The organism is Pseudomonas sp. Irchel s3f19, assembly GCF_900187555.1.
Lineage (GTDB): Bacteria > Pseudomonadota > Gammaproteobacteria > Pseudomonadales > Pseudomonadaceae > Aquipseudomonas > Aquipseudomonas capeferrum.
The window spans coordinates 260,848-283,646 of sequence record NZ_FYDW01000001.1; the positions used below are offsets into that span (position 1 = coordinate 260,848).

Here is a 22,799-nt window from a genome sequence, read left to right on the forward strand (position 1 = left end):
TTGAAGGGCGAAACTTGAGTATGGACCGCCACACCGGGGCCGCCATGGGACTAAAGTCACAACCGATCTGCAAATTTGCAGACAACGCCTATACGCCCCATAACGGTGCAAACTCTCTAGAATAGGCCTCCCCTTTCGCCACTGAGCACCCCATGGATATCGAACAGGCCCGTACCTTTCTGGAAATCGTGCGTTGCGGCAGCCTGGTCGCCGCCGCTGAGCGCCTGTTCGTGTCGCAGACCGCGATCACTGCACGGGTACAGCGCCTGGAGCAGCAACTGGGCTGCCAGTTGTTCGTACGCAGCCGCAACGGCGCCAGCTTGACCAGCGATGGCGAGGCCTTCGTCAGCTATGCCAACCAGCTGGTGCAGACGTGGGAAGCGGCGCGCCGCGACCTGCCGCTGCCTGAAGGGTGCCATCAAGTGCTGCATGTGGGCGGCGAAGTGAGCCTGGGCAACCCGATGATGCTCGACTGGGTCAGCGCCCTGCACCGCGAGCTGCCCAGCCATGCCATCCGCAGCGAGGTGAGCGATGGCGAGTCGCTGCTGCGCAAGGTGGAGATGGGCCTGCTGGACGCCGCGCTGGTGTATCAGCCGACCTACGGGCCGGGCCTGCAGGTGGAGCAATTGATGGAAGAGAAGTTGATCCGCGTGCGCCGGGTTGACCAGCCAGACCCGTACATCTACATCGACTGGGGGGAGGCATTCCGCCGCCAGCACGACGCCGCCCTGCCCGACTGCGCGCGCCCGGCACTGAGCTTCAACCTCGGGCCCCTGGCTCTGCAGTTCATCCTCGACCAGGGCGGCAGCGGCTACTTCCGTACCCGCGTAGTACAGGCCTATCTGGACAGCGGGGTGTTCGAGCGGGTACCCCAGGCACCAGAATTCACCTACCCGACATTTCTGGTGTACCCGCGCAAGCGCGACAGCGAGGCCCTGCAACAGGCATTCGCGATACTGCGCCAGCTGGTGGCCGCCGGCGTCAGCGACTGGTCACAGCGCTGGGACCCGGTGATCTGAAGCAGTGCCTGCGGCGCTGAGCAACTGGCGCTTGAGGCCGGCGATCAGGTCGGTCTGGGTGACCACCCCGACCAATTGGCCAGCGTCGATTACCGGCAAGCAGTGCAGCCCTTGTTCACACAGCAAGGGCAACAGGCGCTCCAGCGGGTGCTGGCTGCTGACACTGATCACCCGCCGGCTCATCACCTGCGCCATGCGCACCGCCTTGCGCCCGAACAGGCCGCGCCAACGGAACTGCCCCCGCTGCATGGCCGGCCCGACCAGGTCGCTGAGGCTTACGATGCCTACCAACTTGCCGTGCTGCAGCACCGGCAGGGTTTTCAGGTGGTGACTGGCCAGCATCGTCCACGCCTGCTCCAGGGTGGTGTCGGGTGACGCGAACTGCACATCCCGGGACATCACCGATGCCGCCGTGATACCGCCAAGGCTGCGTTGCAGGGCATGCTGCTCGGTGGCAAGGATGATGCGTTCCAGCTCGTCGCGAGTGACGTCGACGAACTCGCCCAACTCTTCAAGCGCCTGGTCCAGATCGGCGCCGCTGACCCCCACGCGCTCACTGGGCAATGGGTCATGGGTGTGATGCAGCTCTTTGCGCGGGGCATTGCCCTTGGGGTAGCGCACGCCGGTCAAACGGTTGTAGAGCACCGCGACTGTCACCAGGATCAGCGCATTGAGCAGCACCGGCTCCAGCAGATGGTCACCCAGGGCCGTAAGCCCCGAATCGGCCAGCACTGCACTCACCGCCACCCCACCGCCCGGCGGGTGCAGGCAGCGCAGCAGGCACATCAACAGCACCGAGATCGCCAGGGCTGCGGCAGCCACCCACAGCTCAGGCCCGAAGCCCTGGCGCATGGCCAGGCCGACAGCGCCCGCCAGGGCGTAACTGCCCAGCACTGGCCAAGGCTGGGCCAAAGGGCCGGAATGCACGGCAAATACCAGCACTGCCGAGGCAGCCAAGGGGCCTAGAAGGTGCAAGGCGATGCCAGGGCCGTAGGCCAGGCTGGTCAGCCAGCCGGCGAGGAACAGGCCGAGCAGTGCACCGGCTCCAGCACGCAGCCATTCTTTAGGGGATGTATTGAGGGGCGCAGGCAACAGCCGCTGCAGACGACTTTCGGAACGCGAGGCAGGCATTGGAATAATCGGGATCGTAGTTTTTCTGGTGAAAAAGAAAGCCCAGCCGAGCTGGCCTGGGCCCTGTATTGCCAAAGCAATAGCGCAAGGGGCTCCGTCCGTGGAGAGATGGAAACTGGGAAGTTTCGTGAGGGGATTGTGCCGGGCGTGGCTTACAAGGGCCAATTCAAAAAAATGCGGCTGTACTGCAATATTTTTGCAGTGGTGATCTGGCTGGCCCCGGCGTTATCGAGCCCGGCGCGGCAACTCGATACTCACCCGCAACCCGCCCAAAGGGCTTTCGAGCAACACCAGGCGCCCGCCCCAGGCCTCCACGATGTCGCGCACGATGCCCAGCCCCAGGCCATGTCCATCGACCTGTTCATCCAGCCGCGAACCGCGCTCCAGCACCTGCAGACGCTGGCCTTCAGGGATGCCCGGGCCGTCATCGTCAACCCATAGCTGGTAACCCCCTTCACTCGGCGCAATCCCCAGGCGCACCTCGCTGTCGGCCCACTTGCAGGCGTTGTCCAGCAGATTGCCCAGCAGCTCCAGCACGTCTTCGCGATCCCAGGGCAGCAACAGCCCAGGCGGTACGTCCCGCTCAAGCACCAGGCCTTCACCGTGGATCATCCCCAAGGTACCCAACAGCCCTGGCAATTCGGCATCGCAGTCGAACTGGGCACCCGGCAAGGCATCGCCCGCCAGGCGAGCCCGGTTGAGTTCGCGCGCCAGGCGCTGCTGAATCTGCTCAAGCTGTGCGCGCATCTGCTCACGCACGTCGGGCAGCCCCTGCAAGCGCTCGCTGGACGCCAGGCTCAGCAGCACCGCCAACGGCGTCTTCAGCGCATGGCCCAGGTTGCCCAGGGCATTGCGCGAGCGGCGCAGGCTGTCTTCGGTGTGGCTCAGCAAATGGTTGATCTGCCCCACCAACGGTGCCAATTCCACAGGCACTTCGGCATCCAGCTGGGAGCGCTGGCCCTGTTGCAACTGGGCGATCTGTTGACGGGCTCGCTCCAGTGGGCGCAACGAGCGCTTCACCGTGATGCGCTGCAGTACCAGCACCAGCATCAAGGCCACCAGCCCCATGCCCAGGCCGATCTGCTGCATGCGCCGGAAGCCTTCGCGCACCGGTGAGTAATCCTGCGCCACACTGATCGAGATGTCCTGGCCAAGGCGTCGATAGTCAGCGCGCAGCGCGAGCAATTGCTGGCCCTCAGGGCCTAGCTCGTGGCTATCGGAAAGGCCGGGCGCAGCAGGCTTGGGCATGTCCAGGTCCCACAGCGAGCGCGAACGCCAGGTACCTTGGTCAAAATCGATGCGAAAGTAATAACCGGAAAACGGCCGCTGGTAAGCGCCGGAAATACGCCGCTCATCCAGCTGCAACCCCGAAGGGCCACGCACCAGTGCCACCAACAGGTTCTCGCTTTCCTTGCGCAGGCCGTTTTCCAGGTAGCGCTGCAGGCCCGCCTCGAACAACCACAGGGTGAGCTGCGCAAGCACCACGCCCACCACCACCAGCACCGCCACCAGCCCCAGGCTCAGGCGCGCCTGGATCGACTTCACGCGACGTTCCCGGCGTAGATGTAGCCTTGCCCGCGACGGGTTTCGATCACACTGCGGCCCAACTTGCGACGCAGGTGATTGACGTGCACTTCAAGCACATTGGAGTCGCGCTCGGTCTCGCCATCGTAGAGGTGTTCGGCCAGGTGGCTTTTGGAGAGAATCTGCTGCGGATGCAGCATGAAATAGCGCAGCAGCCGAAACTCGGCGGCGGTCAATTGGATATCGGCCCCATCGCGGCTCACGCACTGTCGGCTTTCATCCAGGTGCAAGCCGGCAGCTTCCAGGGTGGGCTGATTGGCCAGGCCGCGGGCACGGCGCAACAACGCCTGGATGCGCAACTGCAACTCTTCCGGGTGGAAGGGTTTGCTCATGTAATCGTCGGCCCCAGCCTTCAGGCCCTCGATACGTTCGGCCCAGGAGCCGCGCGCGGTCAACACCAGCACCGGCGTGGCCAGGCCGCCGGCGCGCCACTGGGCCAGCACATCGAGCCCCGGCAAGCCCGGCAGGCCGAGGTCGAGGACGATCAGGTCGTAGGGTTCGCTCTGGCCCTGGTACACCGCATCACGGCCGTCGGCCAGCCAGTCCACGGCATAGCCCTGGCGTTGCAGGCCGGCGATCAGTTCATCGGCCAGCGGCACATTGTCCTCGACAAGCAACAGGCGCATTCAGTCGTCTTCCTCGTCTTTGAGCAGCACGCCGCTGCGGGCATCCAGCTTGATCTCGCGCACCACCCCGGCAGGTGTCAGCAGCTCGACCTCGTATTCGTAGCGGCCGTGTTTTTCTTCCAGCTCCGCCTCCAGCAGACGCGCCCCGGGGTAACGCCCCAGGGCTGAGTCAAGCAATTGCTCAAGCGGCAGGATGACGCCCTTTTGCCGCAGCTCAAGGGCTTCATCCTGATCGAGGTCACGGGCAACCGCCAGCGAACAGACAGTCATCAGCGCGAGGGCCAGGTAGCGAGCCTTGCGCGGTAGCGCTTTCATCAGGTGTCCTGTTTGTCCTTCAGTACTTCACCAGTCTTGGCGTCCAGATCGACGTCCCACTCGACGTTTTGCGCATCACGCAGTTCGACCTTGAGGATGTAACGGCCGTACTCGTTCTCGAGCTCCGAATCGGTGATGGTAGAGCCCGGGTGTTTTGCCTTGGCCGTTTCAGCCAGTTTCTGCAGGGACTGAACGGTACCGGCTTTTTCCAGGCCGCTGATTTCGTGAGCCGGCACATCGGCCAGGGCAACGTTGGCACCAACAACCAGAGCAGCGGCGGTGAACAGGGCAGTCAAAGTTTTCATCGTGTCTTCTCTCCTGAGAGATGTTCAAGTTGTCTACGGGGTTAAGATTACCCAGCGGTCCTTAATTCAACCTGAAAACAGCTGGCGCCATGATAGCGCAGCCGGCCATCGTGATCTGCCCTTATAATGACTCGATTGCCGGCCCCGAGATCCCCATGAGCGCCATTCATATCAAGCATCCCGCCCTCACCCTCAAGGCTGGCCAGCGTGCGTTGCGGCAAATCCGCGAGCGCGGCCTGCAGGCTGCGGATGTGGGTGTACTGCCGGGTGCGGCCGGCGGGCCGAAGCCCTTGGGCATACAGGGCCTGGACCTGGCACTGTTCGGAGAGTGGCTGCCATCGGTACCCCGCCAGCGGGCACTGATTGGTGCCTCGATCGGCTCCTGGCGCTTCGCCAGTGCCTGCCTTGACGACCCGGTAGCTGGCATCCGCCGCCTCGGTGAGCTGTATACCGAACAGGACTTTGCCAAAGGGGTCACGGCGGCCGACATCAGCCGCAGCTGCCAGCGCATGCTCGACGACTTGCTGCAGGGCCGCGACGGGCAGATCCTCGCCAACCCGTACTACCGGCTGAACATCCTGGTGGTGAAGAGCCACGGCCAGCTCGCCCACGACCACCCCGGGCGCCTGGGCATGGGCCTGGGGTCGGTAATCGCCAGCAACCTGTTGGGGCGCGCGCGCCTGGGCCGACATTTCGAACGGATCATCCTGCACGACGAGCGTGCCGCCCCACCGCTGGATGCGCTTACGGATTTCCCCTCGCGCTGCCTGCCGCTGGCCCTGGCCAACCTGCGCCCTGCGCTGCTCGCGTCCGGCTCGATCCCGATGGTCATGGAGGGTGTGCGCGACATCCCCGGGGCGGGGGCAGGCACCTACCGCGACGGCGGCCTGCTCGACTACCACCTCGACCTGCCCTACCGTGGCGACGACCTGGTGCTGTATCCGCACTTCACGGACAAGGTGGTACCCGGCTGGTTCGACAAGGCAATGCCCTGGCGCAAAGGGGATGCCACGCGCCTGCAGAACGTATTGCTGATGAGCCCATCACCGCAGTACCTGGCGGCCCTACCCTTTGGCAAACTGCCCGACCGCAACGATTTCAAGCGCTTCATGGGCGACGCGCCCGGCCGCAAGCGCTACTGGTACAAAGCCATTGCCGAAAGCCAGCGGCTGGGCGACGAACTGCTCGAGCTAATTGCCACTGGCGCCCTGCAGGACCGCTTGCAGCCGCTGTAGGCGAAGCAGGCTGGGCTAGGGATACGGCACGCCCGCGCTCATGATCTGCAGCGCCAGTTTTCCAGAGGCGCCGCCCTTTTCATTGAGATAAGGGAAGCCGTCTTCGGTCAGTTGCCTGACCGGCAGACCGTGCAGGCTGACCAGGTCAAGCCCGGTGATGAATTGCCCGCTTTCCAGCGCGCCTGCCTCCAGCCCTTCCAGGCGCCAGATCATCATGCCAGCGCCCAACGGATCGACCCCTACAGGGTCGCTGCAGCCATACAAGCCAAGATAACCGCCACGACTGATGTCAAGCCGGTGCCCTCGGTACCCGTACACATAGGAGGAAGGGTCTGTGGCAGAGGCCCTGATATCGAAGTCATAACGTCCCTGGGTTTCATAACAGCCGAACCAGAACCTTACCGGGAAAATCAACCTGCCGGTGATGTTGTAGACGGGTTCGGCGCTGTAGTCATGAGGCCCGGCAAACAGCCAGCCATCGCTGCCAAGGCGCGATTCGGGCCGCCCCAGCACCCCGACCCGGTGCAGGTTTGCCGAGCCTTCTTGTGCAGAACCATCGCCCTCGCTCCAGAACAGGCGGGCTACAAAACTATTTTCGGGAACAAACTGGTAGTCGCTCATGCAGGCATGCCTCACGTCGAGATGAGGGGACTATGCTCAAGCCTGTATCGCGCCAATCGCAGCGGGAAAGGCGCTCGTAGTGTTAAACTGCGCGATCGCACCCGTTCCTACAGAGTTATCTAGCGTGGAAATCTTCAAAGAATTTACATTCGAATCGGCCCACCGCCTGCCCCACGTCCCTGCCGGCCACAAATGCGGCCGCCTGCACGGCCACTCGTTCAAGGTCGGCCTGCACTTGACCGGCCCACTTGACCCTCACACCGGCTGGATCCGCGATTTCTCGGAGATCAAGGCGATCTTCAAGCCGATCTACGAGCAACTGGACCACAACTACCTGAACGACATCCCAGGCCTTGAGAACCCGACCAGCGAAGTGATCGCCAAATGGATCTGGGAGCAGGTCAAGCCGCTGCTGCCGGAGCTGTCCAAGGTGCGGATTCACGAGACCTGCACCAGCGGGTGTGAATATACCGGGGACTAATGCGGTTTTTCCCCAGCCTGTTCGCCAGCAAGCCTGCGCACAGGCCGGGAAACGCGCGACAACAGGCTAGCCCTGGCTATTCTCCAGGGCATCGCGCAAGAAGCTCGGGGCGATATAACGCTGGTAATGAGCCTCGGAGAGCAGAAAGAACTCCCGGTCGATGGCATCGCGCAGCTGCGGTAATTCCCAGTCACGAAACTCGGGCAACAACACCATGCCGTAGGCCTCCAGGTCACGGATCATCCGCGCCCCACGGGCGATCAACTGGTAGGCCCAGCAGTATTCCGACTGATGCTCGACAAAACGGATGGCACGCTGCTCCAGTTGCTGGCGCAGCAGGCTTTTGTCGAAGACTTCCAGCTTGGCCATCATCACCTGCACCAGCAACTGCTCCAGACGCAACCACACGGCGCGCTTCTGCGCGTCGTCGTAGCCGTTCCAGTTGATCACTTCATGGTGAAAACGCTTGCAGCCACGGCATACCGTGTCTCCGTACACCGTGGAGCACAGGCCGACGCAAGGGGTCTTGATGGACTTGTTGGACATGAAAAACAACGGCTTTGCGGAGGAATACGGGCCCATGTTAGCCCTTTGTCTAACCGGGGTCACTCGTTAAAGTCATGTTCGCCGCCTTACCTTCGGGCTTTTTTTGCCGTAGAATCATCCCGCCTTTTCAAGGCAACAATGTCCGTTGGAAGCTGTTTTCAAAGCGTCACGAGCACAGTTAATCCGGTAGAACGGCGTTGGCCCGGGCCATGCACCCTCGCATGCCCGCGCCAGCCCTCATCAGCTCCCCGTTCTGCAGGCGTAAAACTTTGAAAGCAGCTTCTGTAAGGATTCTCTGCGACCCTGGCTGGGCGGCCCAAGAAGCCGTGATTGCGCATGGGTGCATGGAATGCTGGATGAGCGTCCCGGACTCCCTTTAGGGACCACTGATGAGGGTAATAACTGTGCTTGAAGCCTACCGCAAACACATCGAAGAGCGTGCCGCCCTGGGTATCGTGCCCCAGCCGCTGAACGCCGAACAAACTGCAGGCCTGGTCGAGCTGCTGAAAAACCCGCCGGCCGGCGAAGAAGCCTTCCTCGTAGACCTGATCACCAACCGCGTACCGCCAGGGGTCGACGAAGCTGCCTACGTCAAGGCCGCTTTCCTCTCCGCCGTGGCCAAGGGCGAAGCCAAGTCGCCACTGATCGACCGCAAGCACGCCACCGAGCTGCTGGGCACCATGCAGGGCGGCTACAACATCGAAACGCTGGTCGCGCTGCTGGATGACGCCGAACTGGGCGCCGTCGCGGCCGAACAGCTCAAGCATACCCTGCTGATGTTCGATGCCTTCCACGACGTGGCCGAAAAAGCCAAGTCGGGCAACGCCCACGCCAAGGCCGTGCTGGAGTCCTGGGCTGCCGGCGAGTGGTTCACCACGCGCCCGGCCATCGCCGACAAGTACACCCTGACCGTGTTCAAGGTGCCTGGCGAAACCAACACCGACGACCTGTCCCCTGCCCCGGATGCCTGGTCGCGCCCAGACATCCCGCTGCACGCGCTGGCCATGCTGAAAATGGCCCGCGACGGTATCGAGCCACAACAGCCAGGTTCGGTCGGCCCGCTGGCGCAGATCGAAGCGGTCAAGGCCAAAGGCTTCCCGGTCGCCTACGTCGGTGACGTCGTCGGTACCGGTTCTTCGCGTAAATCCGCCACCAACTCGGTGCTGTGGTTCTTCGGCGACGACATCCCGTACGTGCCGAACAAGCGCGCCGGTGGTTTCTGCTTCGGCACCAAGATCGCCCCGATCTTCTACAACACCATGGAAGACGCCGGCGCCCTGCCGATCGAGTTCGACTGCACCAACCTGGGCATGGGCGACGTCATCGACGTATACCCGTACAAAGGTGAAGTACGCCGTCACGACAGCGACGAACTGGTCACCAACTTCGCCCTGAAAACCGAAGTACTGCTGGACGAAGTCCGTGCTGGCGGCCGTATCCCGTTGATCGTTGGCCGTGGCCTGACCGAAAAAGCCCGCGCCGAACTGGGCCTGGGTGCGTCCGACCTGTTCAAGAAACCAGAGCAGCCTGCCGAATCCAACAAGGGCTTCACCCTGGCGCAGAAAATGGTCGGCCGCGCGTGCGGCCTGCCAGAAGGCCAAGGCGTGCGCCCAGGTGCATACTGCGAGCCGAAGATGACCACCGTCGGCTCCCAGGACACCACTGGCCCGATGACCCGCGACGAGCTGAAAGACCTGGCGTGCCTGGGCTTCTCCGCTGACCTGGTGATGCAGTCGTTCTGCCACACCGCGGCTTACCCCAAGCCGATCGACGTCACCACCCACCACACCCTGCCAGACTTCATCCGCACCCGTGGCGGCGTGTCGCTGCGCCCAGGCGACGGCATCATCCACAGCTGGCTGAACCGCATGCTGATGCCTGACACCGTCGGCACCGGTGGCGACTCGCACACCCGCTTCCCGATCGGCATCTCGTTCCCGGCCGGCTCCGGCCTGGTGGCCTTCGCCGCCGCCACCGGCGTCATGCCGCTGGACATGCCAGAGTCGATCCTGGTGCGCTTCAAGGGCAAACTGCAACCCGGCATCACCCTGCGTGACCTGGTGCATGCCATCCCTTACTACGCCATCCAGAACGGCCTGCTGACCGTCGAGAAGAAGGGCAAGAAAAACGCCTTCTCCGGCCGCATCCTGGAAATCGAAGGCCTGGACGAACTAACCGTCGAGCAAGCGTTCGAGCTGTCCGACGCCTCGGCCGAGCGTTCCGCTGCCGGCTGCACCATCAAGCTTCCGGAAAAGGCCATCGCCGAGTACCTGAAGTCCAACATCACCCTGCTGCGCTGGATGATCGGCGAAGGCTACGGCGACCCACGTACCCTGGAGCGTCGCGCCCAGGCCATGGAAGCCTGGCTGGCCAACCCTGAGCTGCTGTCGGCCGACGCCGATGCCGAGTACGCCGAAATCATCGAAATCGACCTGGCCGACGTCAAGGAGCCTGTGCTCTGCGCGCCGAACGACCCGGACGATGCCCGCCTGCTGTCTTCGGTACAGGGCGAGAAGATCGACGAAGTGTTCATCGGTTCGTGCATGACCAACATCGGCCACTTCCGCGCTGCCGGCAAGTTGCTGGAGAAGGTCAAGGGTGGCATCCCTACCCGTCTGTGGCTGGCTCCGCCAACCAAGATGGACGCTCACCAGCTGACCGAAGAAGGCTACTACGGCATCTACGGCAAGGCCGGTGCGCGCATGGAAATGCCAGGCTGCTCGCTGTGCATGGGTAACCAGGCACGCGTGCAGACCGGTTCGACCGTGGTCTCCACCTCGACCCGTAACTTCCCGAACCGTCTGGGCGACGCGACCAACGTGTACCTGGCATCGGCCGAGTTGGCTGCTGTCGCTTCGATCATCGGCAAACTGCCGACCGTCGAAGAGTACATGCAGTACGCCAAAGACATCGACAGCATGGCTGCCGACGTCTACCGCTACCTGAGCTTCGACCAGATCGCCGAGTTCCGCGAGGCTGCGGCCAACGCCAAGATCCCGGTGGTTCAGGCGTAATCAGCGGTAAGCAGTAACAAAAACCCCGGCAGAAATGCCGGGGTTTTTTATTGGGCGCTCGGCCCTCAGGGACGACTCCCTTACAGTGGGAGCGGGCTTGCCCCGCGAAGAGGCCCGCAAAGGCAACCTCAGATCACGAACAGGTCGACAAACCTGTGCACCGCCGTCGATTCCAGCTTCTGCTGGTCCTCGCACAGCTCGAAAATCGCCTCACAACGCTGCCGCGCAAACCGCGTCGCCAGGTTTTCCCTGAACTTCGCCTCCAGCAAGGGTATGCCCTCCCCGCGCCTGCGCCGGTGCCCGACCGGGTACTCGACCACCACTTGCTCGGTGCTGCTGCCATCCTTGAAGAACACCTGCAGGGCGTTGGCGATGGAGCGCTTGTCAGCTTCCAGGTATTCACGCGTGAAACGCGGGTCCTCGACCACCTCCATTTTCTCGCGCAGGCGGTCGATGCTCGGATGCGCAGCGTGGAAGGCATCCTCGTAATGCTCGGCCACCAGATGGCCGAAAATCAGCGGCACTGCCACCATGTACTGCAGGCAGTGGTCGCGGTCGGCGGCATTGGCCAGCGGGCCGCCCTTGGAGATGATGCGGATCGCCGATTCCTGGGTGGTGATGACGATACGGTCTACCTCATGCAGGCGATTACGCACCTGCGGGTGCAAGCTCACCGCCGCCTCGCAGGCGGTCTGCGCGTGGAACTCAGCCGGGAAACTGACCTTGAACAGCACGTTCTCCATCACATAGCTGGCCAGCGGCTGCGGCACGCGCAGCTCCTGCTGGGCGCTGGGTTTAAGCGCCAGGTCTTTGTTGGTATGGCTAAACGACACGTCGTAAAAGCCCCATTGCGGCGCAGTCAGCACACCCGGCACGCCCATCTCGCCACGCAGCGCGATATCGGCCAGGCGCACCCCACGGCTGGAAGCATCGCCCGCCGCCCAGGACTTGCGCGAACCGGCGTTGGGCGCATGACGGTAGGTACGCAGTGCCTGGCCGTCGACGAAAGCATGGGACAACGCCGAGAGCAGTTGCTCCCGGGTGGCGCCCATCAGCTTTGCGCACACGGCCGTGGAGGCCACCTTGACCAGTATCACGTGGTCGAGGCCAACGCGGTTGAAGGAATTTTCCAGCGCCAGCACACCCTGAATCTCGTGAGCCATGACCATGGCTTCTAGCACTTCGCGCATGAGCAGTGGGCTTTCACCCTTTGCCACGTGTTTTTGCGACAGGTGATCGGCCACGGCCAGGATGCCGCCAAGGTTGTCCGAGGGGTGCGCCCACTCGGCGGCCAGCCAGGTGTCGTTGTAGTCCAGCCAGCGCACGATGCAGCCGATATCCCAGGCGGCCTTGACCGGGTCCAGCCGGTACGCGGTGCCGGGCACACGGGCACCGTTGGGCACCACGGTGCCTTCCACCAGCGGGCCAAGGTGCTTGGTACATTCAGGGAAGCGCAGGGCCAGCAGGCCGCAGCCCAGGGTGTCCATCAGGCAGTTGCGCGCGGTGTCCAGCGCCTCAGGGGATTCGACCCGGTAGGTCAGGACATAGTCGGCGAGGGTTTGCAGCACCCGGTCGTAGTCCGGGCGCTGGTTGAGGTCTACGTTGGCGCTCATCATCTGCTCCCTTCAGAAGTACAGGGGCTGCTGTGCAGCCCCGCTTGAAGCCGAGCGCCAATGGTGCGTCAGAAGCTATCGCCGGGCACCCTCACCCAGCCTTCCATCAGCACGCGAGCACTGCGGCTCATGATTGCCTTGGTCACCGTCCACTCGCCCTTCACCTGACGCGCTTCGGCGCCCACCCGCAAGGTGCCCGAGGGGTGGCCGAAACGCACGGCACTGCGCTCACCCCCGCCTGCGGCGAGGTTGACCAGCGTGCCCGGAATGGCAGCAGCGGTACCGATGGCCACTGCGGCAGTGCCCATCATTGCGTGGTGCAGCTTGCCCATGGACAACGCACGCACCAGCAGGTCGATGTCAGCCGCCGCGACAACCTTGCCACTGGACGCAGTGTAGGTGGTCGGCGGGGCGACGAAGGCCACTTTCGGTGTGTGCTGACGCCCGGCCGCCTGGTCGACATGCTCAATCAGGCCCATGCGCACGGCGCCATAGGCGCGAAGGGTCTCGAACCGCAGCAGCGCTTGCGGATCGCCGTTGATCGCGTCCTGCAGCTCGGTACCGGTGTAGCCGATATCGCCCGCATTGATGAAGATGGTCGGGATCCCTGCATTGATCAGGGTCGCTTTGAAGGTACCAACACCGGGCACTTCCAGGTCGTCCACCAGATTGCCGGTGGGGAACATCGAGCCGCCGTCGCCGTCTTCATCAGCAGCCGGGTCGAGGAACTCCAACTGCACCTCGGCGGCCGGAAAGGTCACGCCATCAAGCTCGAAATCGCCCGTTTCCTGAACTTCACCTTCGGTAATCGGTACATGGGCAACAATGGTCTTGCCGATGTTGGCCTGCCAGATCCGCACGGTGGCCATGCCGTTGCGCGGCAGGCGCGACGGATCCACCAGGCCGCTGCTGATGGCGAACGAGCCGACAGCGGCAGACAGGTTGCCGCAGTTACCGCTCCAGTCGACGAAAGCCTTGTCGATGCTGACCTGGCCGAACAGGTAGTCGACATCGTGCTCGGGCTTGATGCTGCGCGAAAGGATCACCGTCTTGCTGGTGCTCGAAGTGGCGCCACCCATACCATCGATTTGCTTGCCATAAGGGTCGGGGCTGCCGATAACCCGCAACAGCAGCGCATCACGGGCTGGGCCCGGGACCTGCGCCTGCTCGGGTAGGTCTTGCAGGCGGAAGAATACGCCCTTGCTGGTGCCGCCACGGATGTAGGTGGCAGGGATCTTGATTTGTGCTGCATGTGCCATTGCTGTGCCGTCCTGTCTGAAATGCAATAACCCTTGGGGCCGCTGCGCGGCCCCAGCCGTCAAGCGGAGGCTTCGAGGAAGTCCTGGGCAAAGCGCTGCAGCACCCCACCCGCCTCGTAGATCGACACTTCCTCGGCAGTATCCAGGCGGCAAGTCACCGGCACCTCGACCCGCTCACCGTTGCGACGCGTCACCACCAGGGTCAGGGTCGCGCGTGGCGTGCGCTGACCCAGCACATCGTAGGTCTCGCTGCCATCGAGCGCCAAGGTATTGCGGTCGGTCCCCGGCTTGAACTCCAGCGGCAGCACGCCCATGCCCACCAGGTTGGTACGATGGATCCGCTCGAAGCCTTCGGCAACGATCGCCTCGACCCCGGCCAGGCGCACGCCCTTGGCCGCCCAGTCACGCGACGAACCCTGACCGTAGTCGGCACCGGCAACAATGATCAGCGGCTGCTTGCGCTCCATGTAGGTTTCGATCGCCTCCCACATGCGGGTCACCTTGCCTTCAGGCTCCAGACGCGTCAGCGAGCCTTGCTTCACGCTGCCATCTTCCTTGCGCACCATTTCGTTGAACAGCTTGGGGTTGGCGAAGGTGGCGCGCTGCGCAGTCAGGTGGTCGCCACGGTGAGTGGCGTAGGAGTTGAAGTCCTCTTCCGGCAGGCCCATCTTCGCCAGGTATTCACCCGCCGCACTGTCCAGCATGATGGCGTTGGACGGCGACAAGTGATCGGTGGTGATGTTGTCCGGCAGCACCGCCAACGGGCGCATGCCACGCAGGCTGCGCTCACCGGCCAGGGCACCTTCCCAGTACGGCGGACGGCGGATGTAGGTGCTCATCGGGCGCCACTCATACAGCGGCGCAACCTTCGGCCCGCGGTCCTCCTCGATGGCGAACATCGGGATGTAGACCTTGCGGAACTGCTCCGGCTTGACCGCCGCACGCACCACGGCATCGATCTCTTCATCGCTCGGCCAGATATCCTTGAGGCGGATTTCCTGGCCGTCCACCACCCCCAGCACGTCTTTTTCGATGTCGAAGCGGATAGTACCGGCGATGGCATAGGCCACCACGAGCGGCGGCGAGGCCAGGAAGGCCTGCTTGGCGTAAGGGTGGATGCGCCCGTCGAAGTTGCGGTTGCCCGACAGCACGGCAGTGGCATACAGGTCGCGGTCGACGATCTCCTGCTGAATCACCGGGTCCAATGCACCGGACATGCCGTTGCAGGTGGTGCAGGCGAAAGCGACGATACCAAAGCCCATCTGCTCCAGCTCTTTCTCCAGCCCCGCTTCTTCCAGGTACAGCTGCACCGCCTTGGAGCCTGGCGCCAGCGAAGACTTGACCCAAGGTTTGCGCGCCAGGCCGAGCTTGTTGGCATTGCGTGCCAGAAGGCCTGCGGCTATCACGTTGCGCGGGTTGCTGGTGTTGGTGCAACTGGTGATGGCGGCGATGATGACCGCGCCGTCCGGCATTTGCCCCGGCACTTCCTCCCAGGCCCCGGCGATGCCCTTGGCCGCCAGCTCGCTGGTGGCAACGCGGGCGTGCGGGTTGGACGGGCCGGCCATGTTGCGCACCACGCTCGACAGGTCGAAGCTCAGGGTGCGCTCGTAGACGGCGCCGCCCAGGCTGTCGGCCCACAGGCCGGTGGCCTTGGCGTAGGTTTCTACCAGCTTGACCTGCTGATCCTCGCGGCCGGTCAGCTTCAGGTAGTCGATGGTCTGCTGGTCGATGGCGAACATCGCTGCAGTGGCGCCATATTCCGGGGCCATGTTGGAGATGGTCGCACGGTCGCCCAGGGTCAGGGCACGGGCGCCCTCACCGTGGAACTCCAGATAGGCACCGACGACTTTCTGTTTACGCAGGAATTCGGTCAGGGCCAGCACCAGGTCGGTGGCGGTGATGTTCGGCGCCAGCTTGCCGGTCAGCTCGACGCCGACGATTTCCGGCAGGCGCATCCACGAGGCACGGCCGAGCATCACGTTCTCGGCTTCCAGGCCGCCGACACCGATGGCGATCACGCCCAGGGCGTCGACATGCGGGGTGTGGCTGTCGGTGCCGACACAGGTGTCCGGGTAGGCCACGCCGCGGTCGCTGTGGATCACCGGCGACATCTTCTCCAGGTTGATCTGGTGCATGATGCCGTTGCCCGGCTGGATCACATCGACGTTCTTGAACGCCTTCTTGGTCCAGTTGATGAAATGGAAACGGTCTTCGTTGCGGCGGTCTTCGATGGCGCGGTTTTTCTCGAAAGCCTGCGGGTCGAAACCACCACACTCGACGGCCAAGGAGTGGTCGACGATCAGTTGCACCGGCACCACCGGGTTGACCTGAGCCGGGTCACCACCTTTGTCGGCAATGGCGTCACGCAGGCCGGCCAGGTCGACCAGGGCAGTCTGGCCGAGGATGTCGTGGCACACCACACGGGCCGGGAACCAGGGGAAGTCAAGATCGCGCTTGCGCTCGATCAACTGAGTCAGGGAGGCGTCGAGGGTGCTCGGGTCGCAGCGGCGCACCAGGTTTTCGGCGAGTACGCGGGAGGTGTACGGCAGGCCGTCGTAGGCGCCGGGCTTGATCGCCTCGACCGCCGCGCGGGCATCGAAGTAGTCCAGGTCGGTGCCTGGCAGATTCTTGCGGTATGCGGTGTTCATATAGTTATCAGGCTCGGTCACGGTAGTCGGTAGGTCTGGCCGGCGGGGCTGCGTTACAGCCCGCAACGGCCTTCAACTCAACGCTGTTCGATCGGCACGAACTGACGCTGTTCGACGCCGACATACTCGGCGCTCGGGCGGATGATGCGGTTGTTGGCACGCTGCTCGAAGACATGCGCCGCCCAGCCGGTCAGGCGCGAGCAAACGAAGATCGGGGTAAACAGCTTGGTCGGGATGCCCATGAAGTGGTACGCCGACGCGTGGTAGAAGTCAGCATTGGGGAACAGGCGTTTCTGCTCCCACATGGTCTTGTCGATGGCTTCGGAAACCGGGTACAGCACCTTGTCGCCGACCTCGTCGGCCAACTGCTTCGACCAGCCCTTGATCACCTCGTTGCGCGGGTCGGACTCTTTGTAGATGGCATGGCCGAAGCCCATGATCTTGTCCTTGCGCTCCAGCATCCTCAGCAGTTCGGCCGTCGCGTCCTGCGGGCTCTGGAAGCGCTCGATCAGCTCCATCGCCGCTTCGTTGGCACCGCCATGCAGTGGGCCGCGCAGCGAGCCAATGGCAGCGGTGATGCAGGAGTACAGGTCGGACAGGGTGGAAGCGCACACGCGCGCGGTGAAGGTCGATGCGTTGAACTCGTGCTCGGCGTAGAGGATCAGCGACACGTTCATCACTTTGACGTGCAATTCGCTGGGCTTCTTGCCGTGCAGCAGGTGCAGGAAATGCCCGCCCAGGGTGTCTTCATCGCTGGTGCAATCGATGCGCACGCCATGGTGGGTGAAGCGGTACCAGTAGCACATGACCGCCGGGAACAGCGCCAGCAGGCGGTCGGTCTTGTCGTGCTGGGCGTCGAAGGTCAGTTCCGGCTCCAGGGTACCCAGCAGCGAACAGCCAGTGCGCATCACGTCCATCGGGTGGGCGTCGCGCGGGATGCGTTCGAGCACTTCCTTGAGGGCTTGCGGCAGGTCACGCAGGCCCTTGAGCTTGTGCTTGTACTCGGCCAGCTCGGCGCTGCTTGGCAGTTCGCCGTACAACAGCAGATAGGCCACTTCCTCGAACTCGGCACCGGCCGCCAGGTCACGGACATCGTAGCCGCGGTAAGTCAGGCCGGCACCGGCCTGGCCAACGGTCGACAACGCGGTCTGGCCGGCCACCTGGCCACGCAGGCCTGCGCCACTGAGTACTTTTGCTTCGGCCATGGTGTTTCTCCTTTCTTGAATTTGTTATGGATTGCTTTCTGGCTAATTCGGCGTGCCTGGGCCGGCCTCTTCGCGGCTAAACCCGCTGCCAAAGGTGGCCGGCACCCTCACTTACCCTTTCTTCTGCGCAAACAACGCATCGAGGCTCTGCTCGAAGGCGTGATAACCAATGGCATCGTAGAGCTCCATGCGGGTTTGCATGGTATCGATCACGTGCTTCTGGGTGCCGTCGCGACGCAGCGCGGTGTACACATTTTCGGCCGCCTTGTTCATGGCCCGGAAGGCCGACAGCGGGTACAGCACCAGCGACACATCGACCGACGCCAGCTCTTCAGTGGTGTACAGCGGCGTGGCACCGAATTCGGTGATGTTGGCCAGGATCGGCGCCTTCACGCGGTCAGCGAAGGTCTTGTACATCGAAAGCTCGGTGATGGCCTCCGGGAAGATCATGTCGGCGCCCGCCTCGACGCAGGCAGCGGCGCGGTCCAGGGCAGCGTTCAGGCCTTCGACGGCCAGGGCGTCGGTACGCGCCATGATCACGAAGCTGTCATCGGTACGCGCATCGACGGCGGCCTTGATCCGGTCGACCATCTCTTGCTGGGTGACAATTTCCTTGTTCGGGCGATGGCCGCAGCGCTTGGCACCCACCTGATCCTCGATATGGATGGCGGCAGCGCCGAACTTGCACATCGAACGCACCGTACGTGCCACGTTGAACGCCGAGGCGCCAAAACCGGTATCGACATCCACCAGCAGCGGCAGGTCGCAGACATCGGTGATGCGGCGCACGTCGGTGAGCACATCGTCCAGGCCACTGATACCCAGGTCCGGCAGGCCGAGCGAGCCGGCAGCAACACCGCCACCGGACAGGTAGATGGCCTTGAAACCGGCGCGCTTGGCCAGCAGGGCATGGTTGGCGTTGATCGCGCCGACCACCTGCAAGGGATGTTCGGCGGCAACCGCGTCGCGGAAACGTTGGCCGGGCGTGCTCTTCACAGTCATGAATCACCTCGTGGGCTGTTGTCGTTGGCGTCCAGGTAGTGACGCTCGATGTTGCGTTTGGACGCGCCGATGTGGCGGCGCATCAGGAGTTCGGCCAGTTCACCGTCACGGTCGGCGATGGCATCGAGGATCCGGTGGTGCTCGGCAAACGCCTGGCGCGGCCGATTGGGCGTGGCGGAGAACTGGATGCGGTACATGCGCACCAGTTGGTACAGCTCGCCGCAGAGCATCTTGACCAGGGTCTGGTTGCCGCTGCCCTGGATGATCCGGTAATGGAAGTCGTAGTCGCCTTCCTGCTGGTAGTAGCCGACACCGGCCTGGAACGCCGCATCGCGTTCATGGGTGTCGAGCACCCGGCGCAGCTCGTCGATATCGGCCTGGCTCATGCGCTCGGCGGCCAGGCGGCAGGCCATGCCTTCGAGCGATTCGCGGATTTCGTACAGCTCGATCAGCTCGGCGTGGTTGAGCGACACCACCCGCGCCCCGACATGCGGCACGCGCACCAGCAGGCGCTGGCCTTCGAGCCGGTGGATGGCTTCGCGCAGCGGCCCGCGGCTGATGCCGTAGGTACGCGCCAGCTCCGGCTCGGAGATCTTGCTGCCCGGGGCGATCTCGCCCTTGACGATGGCCGCCTGGATTCGCCGAAAGACGTTTTCGGACAAGGTTTCCGTTTCGTCTGCCAACGCGGGACTGGAAGTAGAAAGGTCCAGCATATTGTCGACACCCTGATAATCACATGGCCAGAAATTAGCTAATTAAGCGCTATCAGTCAAAGACAAAATCAACATTGTCGACAATCGTCTAAGAACGAACTAACCCTGCCCAGCCGCTGTCAGATCGCGACGCGCTGGCGTCAAGACGTCGGCGTGATAGAATGCCGCGCCTCCGACGGAGTATGGATAGCGTGTCTGTCATCTATTCATGTTGTTGACAGATGAACGAGGAAGCTTGCGCAGTCGTTGCCAGTCGCCTTGCCCCGAACCCTGCACAGTACCGCGCCAGGACTATGAGACTTACACCCGTTTTATTGCTGCTATGCCTCACCCTGCTGCCGGCCATCGGCCAAGCGGCGGGCAAGACCGTGTACGGTCTCAACGAATACGCACAGTTGGGCGACCTTGACCTGGAAGTGGCCGCCAAGCTCGACACCGGCGCCAAGACCGCCTCGCTCAGTGCCCGAGACATCAAGCGCTTCAAGCGCAACGGCGAGAGCTGGGTACGCTTCTACCTGGCCATCGATGCCGCCCACTCGCACCCGATCGAGCGCCCCCTTGCGCGTGTCAGCAAGATCAAGCGACGAGCAGGCGACTACGATGCCGAATCGGGCAAGGCCTATACCGCGCGCCCGGTCATCGAACTCGAAATCTGCATGGGCCAGGCCCTGCGCACCATCGAAGTCAACCTCACCGACCGCAGCGCGTTCCAGTTCCCGCTGCTGATCGGCTCCGAGGCGCTCAAGCACTTCGACGCGCTGGTCGACCCAAGCCTTAAATACGCGGCCGGCAAACCTGCCTGTGCCACCGACGCTCCCAAAGCAGAGTAATCCCGATGCGCTCTCTTACCCTCCATCTGAAAGTCCTGATCACCGTGCTGGTGTTGCTGGGCGTGGCGGTCACGGCTTATCAGATCTTCTTCCTCGGCATCCCGGTGACCGAGGATGAAACCGACGATCTGTGGAACATCGACGCCAAGGTCGAGTTCGTGGCCAGCACCAAAGACCCGGTCAAGGTGCAGATGTTCGTGCCGCCGCTGAACCGCGACTACGTCAGCCTCAACGAGAGCTTCATCTCCAACAACTACGGGGTGAGCGTGAACCGTGCCGACGGCAACCGCAAGGTGACCTGGTCGGCACGCCGCGCCAGCGGCAACCAGACCCTCTACTACCGCCTGGTGCTGACCAAGCGCTACAGCAACGAGAAGACCACCGTCAAAGGCCCGACCTTCCGTGACAGCCTGGCTGTCGAAGGCCCCGAAAAAATCGCCGCCGAAGCCCTGATGGCGCCGATCCGCCAGCATTCGGCCGACGTCGAGACCTTCGTCAGCGAGACCATCAAGCGGGTCAACAATCTCAACGACGACAACGTCAAGCTGCTGCTGGCCGGCGACACCTCGGCCATGAAAAAAGCCCAGATCATCGACCTGCTGCTGTCCATTGCCCACGTGCCGATGGAAAAGGTCCACACCATCCGCTTGGTCGCCGACACCCCGCAGACCCCGGAGCTGTGGCTGCGCAGCTTCAACGGCAACGACTGGCTGTACTTCAACCCGGACACCGGCGAGCAGGGCCTGCCCAGCGACCGCCTGCTGTGGTGGACCGGTGACGACAACCTGATCAGCGTCGATGGCGGCAAGAAAGCCAACGTCACCTTCAGCATGAACAACAGCGAGATGAACGCCATCCGCCTGGCCAAGCTGACCGACGAGAACACCGACGCCGACTTCCTCGAATACTCGCTGTACAGCCTGCCGCTGCAGACCCAGCAGACCTTCATGATCATGGTGATGATCCCGATCGGCGTGCTGGTGATTCTGGTCCTGCGCAACCTGATCGGCCTGCAGACCCTGGGTACCTTCACCCCGGTACTGATCGCCCTGGCCTTCCGTGAAACCCAGTTGGGCTTCGGCATCGTGCTGTTCACGGTGATCACGGCACTGGGCCTGTCACTGCGCTCGTACCTCGAACACCTCAAGCTGCAGATGCTGCCACGCCTGTCGGTGGTGCTGACCTTCGTGGTGGTGTTGATCGCCGCTATCAGCCTGTTCAGTCACAAGCTGGGCCTGGAGCGCGGGCTGTCGGTGGCGCTGTTCCCGATGGTGATTCTGACCATGACCATCGAACGTCTGTCGATCACCTGGGAAGAGCGCGGCGGCGGCCATGCCATGAAAGTGGCCATCGGCACCCTGTTCGCAGCCTCCGTGGCGCACCTGTTGATGATGGTGCCGGAGCTGGTGTACTTCGTCTTCACCTTCCCGGCGGTGCTGCTGATCCTGGTGGGCTTCATGCTGGCGATGGGCCGCTACCGCGGCTACCGCCTGACCGAGCTCGTTCGCTTCAAAGCGTTCCTGAAGAAGGCTGACGCCTGATGTTCGGACTGATCAAGACCTGGAAAGCCCTGGAGGCCCGGGGCATCATGGGTATCAACCGGCGCAACGCGGACTATGTCCTGAAGTACAACAAGCGCCACCTGTACCCGATCGTCGACGACAAGATCATCACCAAGGAGCGCGCACTCGCAGCGGGCATCCATGTGCCGGAAATGTACGGCGTCATCGAGACCGAGAAAGAGATCGAGAAGCTCGACCAGATCATTGGCGGGCGCAGTGATTTCGTCATCAAGCCGGCGCAAGGCGCCGGCGGTGACGGCATCCTGGTGATCGCCGATCGCTTCGAAGACCGTTACCGCACGGTGTCGGGCAAGATCATCAGCCACGAAGAGATCGAGCACCAGGTCTCGAGCATCCTGACCGGCCTGTATTCACTCGGCGGCCACCGCGACCGTGCGCTGATCGAATACCGGGTGACACCGGACCAGATCTTCAAGAGCATCAGCTACGAAGGCGTACCGGACATCCGCATCATCGTGCTGATGGGCTACCCGGTCATGGCCATGCTGCGCCTGCCGACCCGCCAGTCCGGCGGCAAGGCCAACCTGCACCAGGGCGCCATCGGCGTAGGTGTCGACCTGGCAACCGGCGTGACGCTGCGTGGTACCTGGCTGAACAACATCATCAGCAAGCACCCGGACACCACCAATGCGGTGGACGGCGTGCAGCTGCCCAACTGGGACGGCTTCATGAAGCTCGCAGCCGGCTGCTACGAGCTGTGCGGCCTGGGCTACATCGGTGTCGACATGGTGCTGGACCAGGAGAAGGGGCCGCTGATCCTGGAACTCAATGCCCGCCCGGGCTTGAACATTCAGATTGCCAACGACTGCGGGCTGACCCAGCGCACCCATGCCATCGAGGCGCACATTGAAGCACTGGCCAAGGATGGCCTGACCGAAGATGCCGAACAGCGTGTTCGCGTATCGCAAGGGCTGTTCGGGCACGTGCATCCGCACTGACAGCCTGCCGCTATACAGACCTTCGCGGGTTCACCTGCGAAAGTCTGGATAGCGGCGCCGGCGCGCAATCGAACGGTTTAATGTCGCGCCCAGCGCTAGGCGCTTTTCCTACACAGGTCTACAATCGCCCC

20 protein-coding genes are annotated in these 22,799 nt (G+C 63.2%); 7 read left to right on the forward strand and 13 right to left on the reverse strand.

Annotated elements, in window-relative coordinates; all coding sequences use genetic code 11:
* The first annotated feature begins 152 nt into the window (after positions 1-152).
* Entirely contained in the window at positions 153-1,019 is an 867-nt protein-coding gene (locus CKW22_RS01185; protein ID WP_033699053.1) for a LysR family transcriptional regulator, read from the forward strand.
* Here CKW22_RS01185 and CKW22_RS01190 read toward each other — a convergent pair.
* The 5 genes from CKW22_RS01190 to CKW22_RS01210 form a co-directional block, all read right to left on the reverse strand.
* On the reverse strand, positions 993-2,150 hold the full coding sequence (locus CKW22_RS01190) for an HPP family protein (protein WP_033699054.1): 1,158 nt from the start codon (positions 2,148-2,150) through the stop codon (positions 993-995). The genes CKW22_RS01185 and CKW22_RS01190 overlap by 27 nt on opposite strands.
* Positions 2,151-2,375: 225 nt before the next feature.
* Positions 2,376-3,695 (reverse strand): sensor histidine kinase, encoded by a 1,320-nt coding sequence (locus CKW22_RS01195; RefSeq protein WP_033699055.1) that lies wholly within the window; start codon positions 3,693-3,695, stop codon positions 2,376-2,378.
* The gene (locus CKW22_RS01200) at positions 3,692-4,360 is read right to left on the reverse strand and encodes a response regulator transcription factor (RefSeq protein ID WP_033699056.1); all 669 of its coding nucleotides are present in this window, start codon (positions 4,358-4,360) and stop codon (positions 3,692-3,694) included. The genes CKW22_RS01195 and CKW22_RS01200 overlap by 4 nt, the downstream gene beginning before the upstream one ends.
* The gene (locus CKW22_RS01205; protein ID WP_033699057.1) at positions 4,361-4,675 is read right to left on the reverse strand and encodes a PepSY domain-containing protein; all 315 of its coding nucleotides are present in this window, start codon (positions 4,673-4,675) and stop codon (positions 4,361-4,363) included. It abuts the gene before it with no gap.
* On the reverse strand, positions 4,675-4,980 hold the full coding sequence (locus CKW22_RS01210) for a PepSY domain-containing protein (RefSeq protein ID WP_033699059.1): 306 nt from the start codon (positions 4,978-4,980) through the stop codon (positions 4,675-4,677). Before CKW22_RS01210 ends, CKW22_RS01205 begins: the two co-directional genes overlap by 1 nt.
* A gap of 155 nt (positions 4,981-5,135) precedes the next feature.
* On the opposite strand from CKW22_RS01210, the gene CKW22_RS01215 reads away from it, so the two are divergent.
* Positions 5,136-6,215: a hypothetical protein gene (locus tag CKW22_RS01215; protein WP_095063779.1), complete on the forward strand. Its 1,080-nt coding sequence runs from the start codon at positions 5,136-5,138 to the stop codon at positions 6,213-6,215.
* Between the two features lie 15 nt (positions 6,216-6,230).
* On the opposite strand, the gene CKW22_RS01220 is transcribed toward CKW22_RS01215, so the two are convergent.
* Positions 6,231-6,836 (reverse strand): hypothetical protein, encoded by a 606-nt coding sequence (locus CKW22_RS01220; RefSeq protein ID WP_033699060.1) that lies wholly within the window; start codon positions 6,834-6,836, stop codon positions 6,231-6,233.
* 124 nt (positions 6,837-6,960) lie between these two features.
* Between CKW22_RS01220 and queD the strand changes: the two genes are divergently transcribed.
* The gene (queD, locus tag CKW22_RS01225; RefSeq protein WP_033699061.1) at positions 6,961-7,317 is read left to right on the forward strand and encodes a 6-carboxytetrahydropterin synthase QueD; all 357 of its coding nucleotides are present in this window, start codon (positions 6,961-6,963) and stop codon (positions 7,315-7,317) included.
* 66 nt (positions 7,318-7,383) lie between these two features.
* On the opposite strand, the gene CKW22_RS01230 is transcribed toward queD, so the two are convergent.
* Positions 7,384-7,863 (reverse strand): DUF1289 domain-containing protein, encoded by a 480-nt coding sequence (locus CKW22_RS01230; protein WP_162181144.1) that lies wholly within the window; start codon positions 7,861-7,863, stop codon positions 7,384-7,386.
* Between the two features lie 404 nt (positions 7,864-8,267).
* Here CKW22_RS01230 and acnB point away from each other — a divergent pair, with 404 nt between their 5' ends.
* Positions 8,268-10,877, forward strand: a complete 2,610-nt coding sequence (acnB, locus tag CKW22_RS01235; protein WP_033699063.1) for a bifunctional aconitate hydratase 2/2-methylisocitrate dehydratase — start codon at positions 8,268-8,270, stop codon at positions 10,875-10,877.
* Between the two features lie 128 nt (positions 10,878-11,005).
* Here acnB and prpD read toward each other — a convergent pair whose 3' ends face one another.
* The 6 genes from prpD to CKW22_RS01265 all read right to left on the reverse strand — a co-directional run bounded on the left by prpD (position 11,006) and on the right by CKW22_RS01265 (position 19,317).
* Positions 11,006-12,490: a 2-methylcitrate dehydratase gene (gene prpD, locus CKW22_RS01240; RefSeq protein WP_033699065.1), complete on the reverse strand. Its 1,485-nt coding sequence runs from the start codon at positions 12,488-12,490 to the stop codon at positions 11,006-11,008.
* Between the two features lie 68 nt (positions 12,491-12,558).
* Positions 12,559-13,749, reverse strand: coding sequence for a 2-methylaconitate cis-trans isomerase PrpF (prpF, locus tag CKW22_RS01245; RefSeq protein WP_033699067.1), 1,191 nt, complete (start codon positions 13,747-13,749; stop codon positions 12,559-12,561).
* Between the two features lie 59 nt (positions 13,750-13,808).
* Complete coding sequence (gene acnD / locus CKW22_RS01250) at positions 13,809-16,397, reverse strand: Fe/S-dependent 2-methylisocitrate dehydratase AcnD (protein WP_095063639.1); 2,589 nt, start codon at positions 16,395-16,397, stop codon at positions 13,809-13,811.
* 77 nt (positions 16,398-16,474) lie between these two features.
* The gene (gene prpC / locus CKW22_RS01255) at positions 16,475-17,602 is read right to left on the reverse strand and encodes a 2-methylcitrate synthase (RefSeq protein WP_033699070.1); all 1,128 of its coding nucleotides are present in this window, start codon (positions 17,600-17,602) and stop codon (positions 16,475-16,477) included.
* A 111-nt stretch (positions 17,603-17,713) separates the two neighbouring features.
* The gene (prpB, locus tag CKW22_RS01260; protein ID WP_047581107.1) at positions 17,714-18,604 is read right to left on the reverse strand and encodes a methylisocitrate lyase; all 891 of its coding nucleotides are present in this window, start codon (positions 18,602-18,604) and stop codon (positions 17,714-17,716) included.
* Positions 18,601-19,317: a GntR family transcriptional regulator gene (locus CKW22_RS01265; RefSeq protein ID WP_050506083.1), complete on the reverse strand. Its 717-nt coding sequence runs from the start codon at positions 19,315-19,317 to the stop codon at positions 18,601-18,603. Before CKW22_RS01265 ends, prpB begins: the two co-directional genes overlap by 4 nt.
* Positions 19,318-19,610: 293 nt before the next feature.
* Between CKW22_RS01265 and CKW22_RS01270 the strand changes: the two genes are divergently transcribed.
* Genes CKW22_RS01270 through CKW22_RS01280 form a run of 3 tightly spaced genes read left to right on the forward strand, consistent with a single transcriptional unit; the run spans position 19,611 to position 22,668 of the window.
* Complete coding sequence (locus CKW22_RS01270) at positions 19,611-20,147, forward strand: ATP-dependent zinc protease (RefSeq protein WP_033699072.1); 537 nt, start codon at positions 19,611-19,613, stop codon at positions 20,145-20,147.
* 5 nt (positions 20,148-20,152) lie between these two features.
* Complete coding sequence (locus CKW22_RS01275; RefSeq protein ID WP_033699073.1) at positions 20,153-21,688, forward strand: inactive transglutaminase family protein; 1,536 nt, start codon at positions 20,153-20,155, stop codon at positions 21,686-21,688.
* Complete coding sequence (locus CKW22_RS01280) at positions 21,688-22,668, forward strand: alpha-L-glutamate ligase-like protein (RefSeq protein ID WP_033699074.1); 981 nt, start codon at positions 21,688-21,690, stop codon at positions 22,666-22,668. The genes CKW22_RS01275 and CKW22_RS01280 overlap by 1 nt, the downstream gene beginning before the upstream one ends.
* The last annotated feature ends 131 nt before the right edge of the window (positions 22,669-22,799 follow it).

What these genes read in the sequence shown, in the direction of transcription:
- CKW22_RS01185 (WP_033699053.1), top strand. Translation starts at nt 153, where the DNA reads ATGGATATCGAACAGGCCCGTACCTTTCTGGAAATCGTGCGTTGCGGC.
- CKW22_RS01190 (WP_033699054.1), bottom strand. Translation starts at nt 2,150, where the DNA reads ATGCCTGCCTCGCGTTCCGAAAGTCGTCTGCAGCGGCTGTTGCCTGCG.
- CKW22_RS01200 (WP_033699056.1), bottom strand. Translation starts at nt 4,360, where the DNA reads ATGCGCCTGTTGCTTGTCGAGGACAATGTGCCGCTGGCCGATGAACTG.
- CKW22_RS01205 (WP_033699057.1), bottom strand. Translation starts at nt 4,675, where the DNA reads ATGAAAGCGCTACCGCGCAAGGCTCGCTACCTGGCCCTCGCGCTGATG.
- CKW22_RS01210 (WP_033699059.1), bottom strand. Translation starts at nt 4,980, where the DNA reads ATGAAAACTTTGACTGCCCTGTTCACCGCCGCTGCTCTGGTTGTTGGT.
- CKW22_RS01215 (WP_095063779.1), top strand. Translation starts at nt 5,136, where the DNA reads ATGAGCGCCATTCATATCAAGCATCCCGCCCTCACCCTCAAGGCTGGC.
- CKW22_RS01220 (WP_033699060.1), bottom strand. Translation starts at nt 6,836, where the DNA reads ATGAGCGACTACCAGTTTGTTCCCGAAAATAGTTTTGTAGCCCGCCTG.
- CKW22_RS01230 (WP_162181144.1), bottom strand. Translation starts at nt 7,863, where the DNA reads ATGTCCAACAAGTCCATCAAGACCCCTTGCGTCGGCCTGTGCTCCACG.
- prpD (WP_033699065.1), bottom strand. Translation starts at nt 12,490, where the DNA reads ATGAGCGCCAACGTAGACCTCAACCAGCGCCCGGACTACGACCGGGTG.
- prpF (WP_033699067.1), bottom strand. Translation starts at nt 13,749, where the DNA reads ATGGCACATGCAGCACAAATCAAGATCCCTGCCACCTACATCCGTGGC.
- acnD (WP_095063639.1), bottom strand. Translation starts at nt 16,397, where the DNA reads ATGAACACCGCATACCGCAAGAATCTGCCAGGCACCGACCTGGACTAC.
- prpC (WP_033699070.1), bottom strand. Translation starts at nt 17,602, where the DNA reads ATGGCCGAAGCAAAAGTACTCAGTGGCGCAGGCCTGCGTGGCCAGGTG.
- prpB (WP_047581107.1), bottom strand. Translation starts at nt 18,604, where the DNA reads ATGACTGTGAAGAGCACGCCCGGCCAACGTTTCCGCGACGCGGTTGCC.
- CKW22_RS01265 (WP_050506083.1), bottom strand. Translation starts at nt 19,317, where the DNA reads ATGCTGGACCTTTCTACTTCCAGTCCCGCGTTGGCAGACGAAACGGAA.
- CKW22_RS01270 (WP_033699072.1), top strand. Translation starts at nt 19,611, where the DNA reads ATGAGACTTACACCCGTTTTATTGCTGCTATGCCTCACCCTGCTGCCG.
- CKW22_RS01275 (WP_033699073.1), top strand. Translation starts at nt 20,153, where the DNA reads ATGCGCTCTCTTACCCTCCATCTGAAAGTCCTGATCACCGTGCTGGTG.
- CKW22_RS01280 (WP_033699074.1), top strand. Translation starts at nt 21,688, where the DNA reads ATGTTCGGACTGATCAAGACCTGGAAAGCCCTGGAGGCCCGGGGCATC.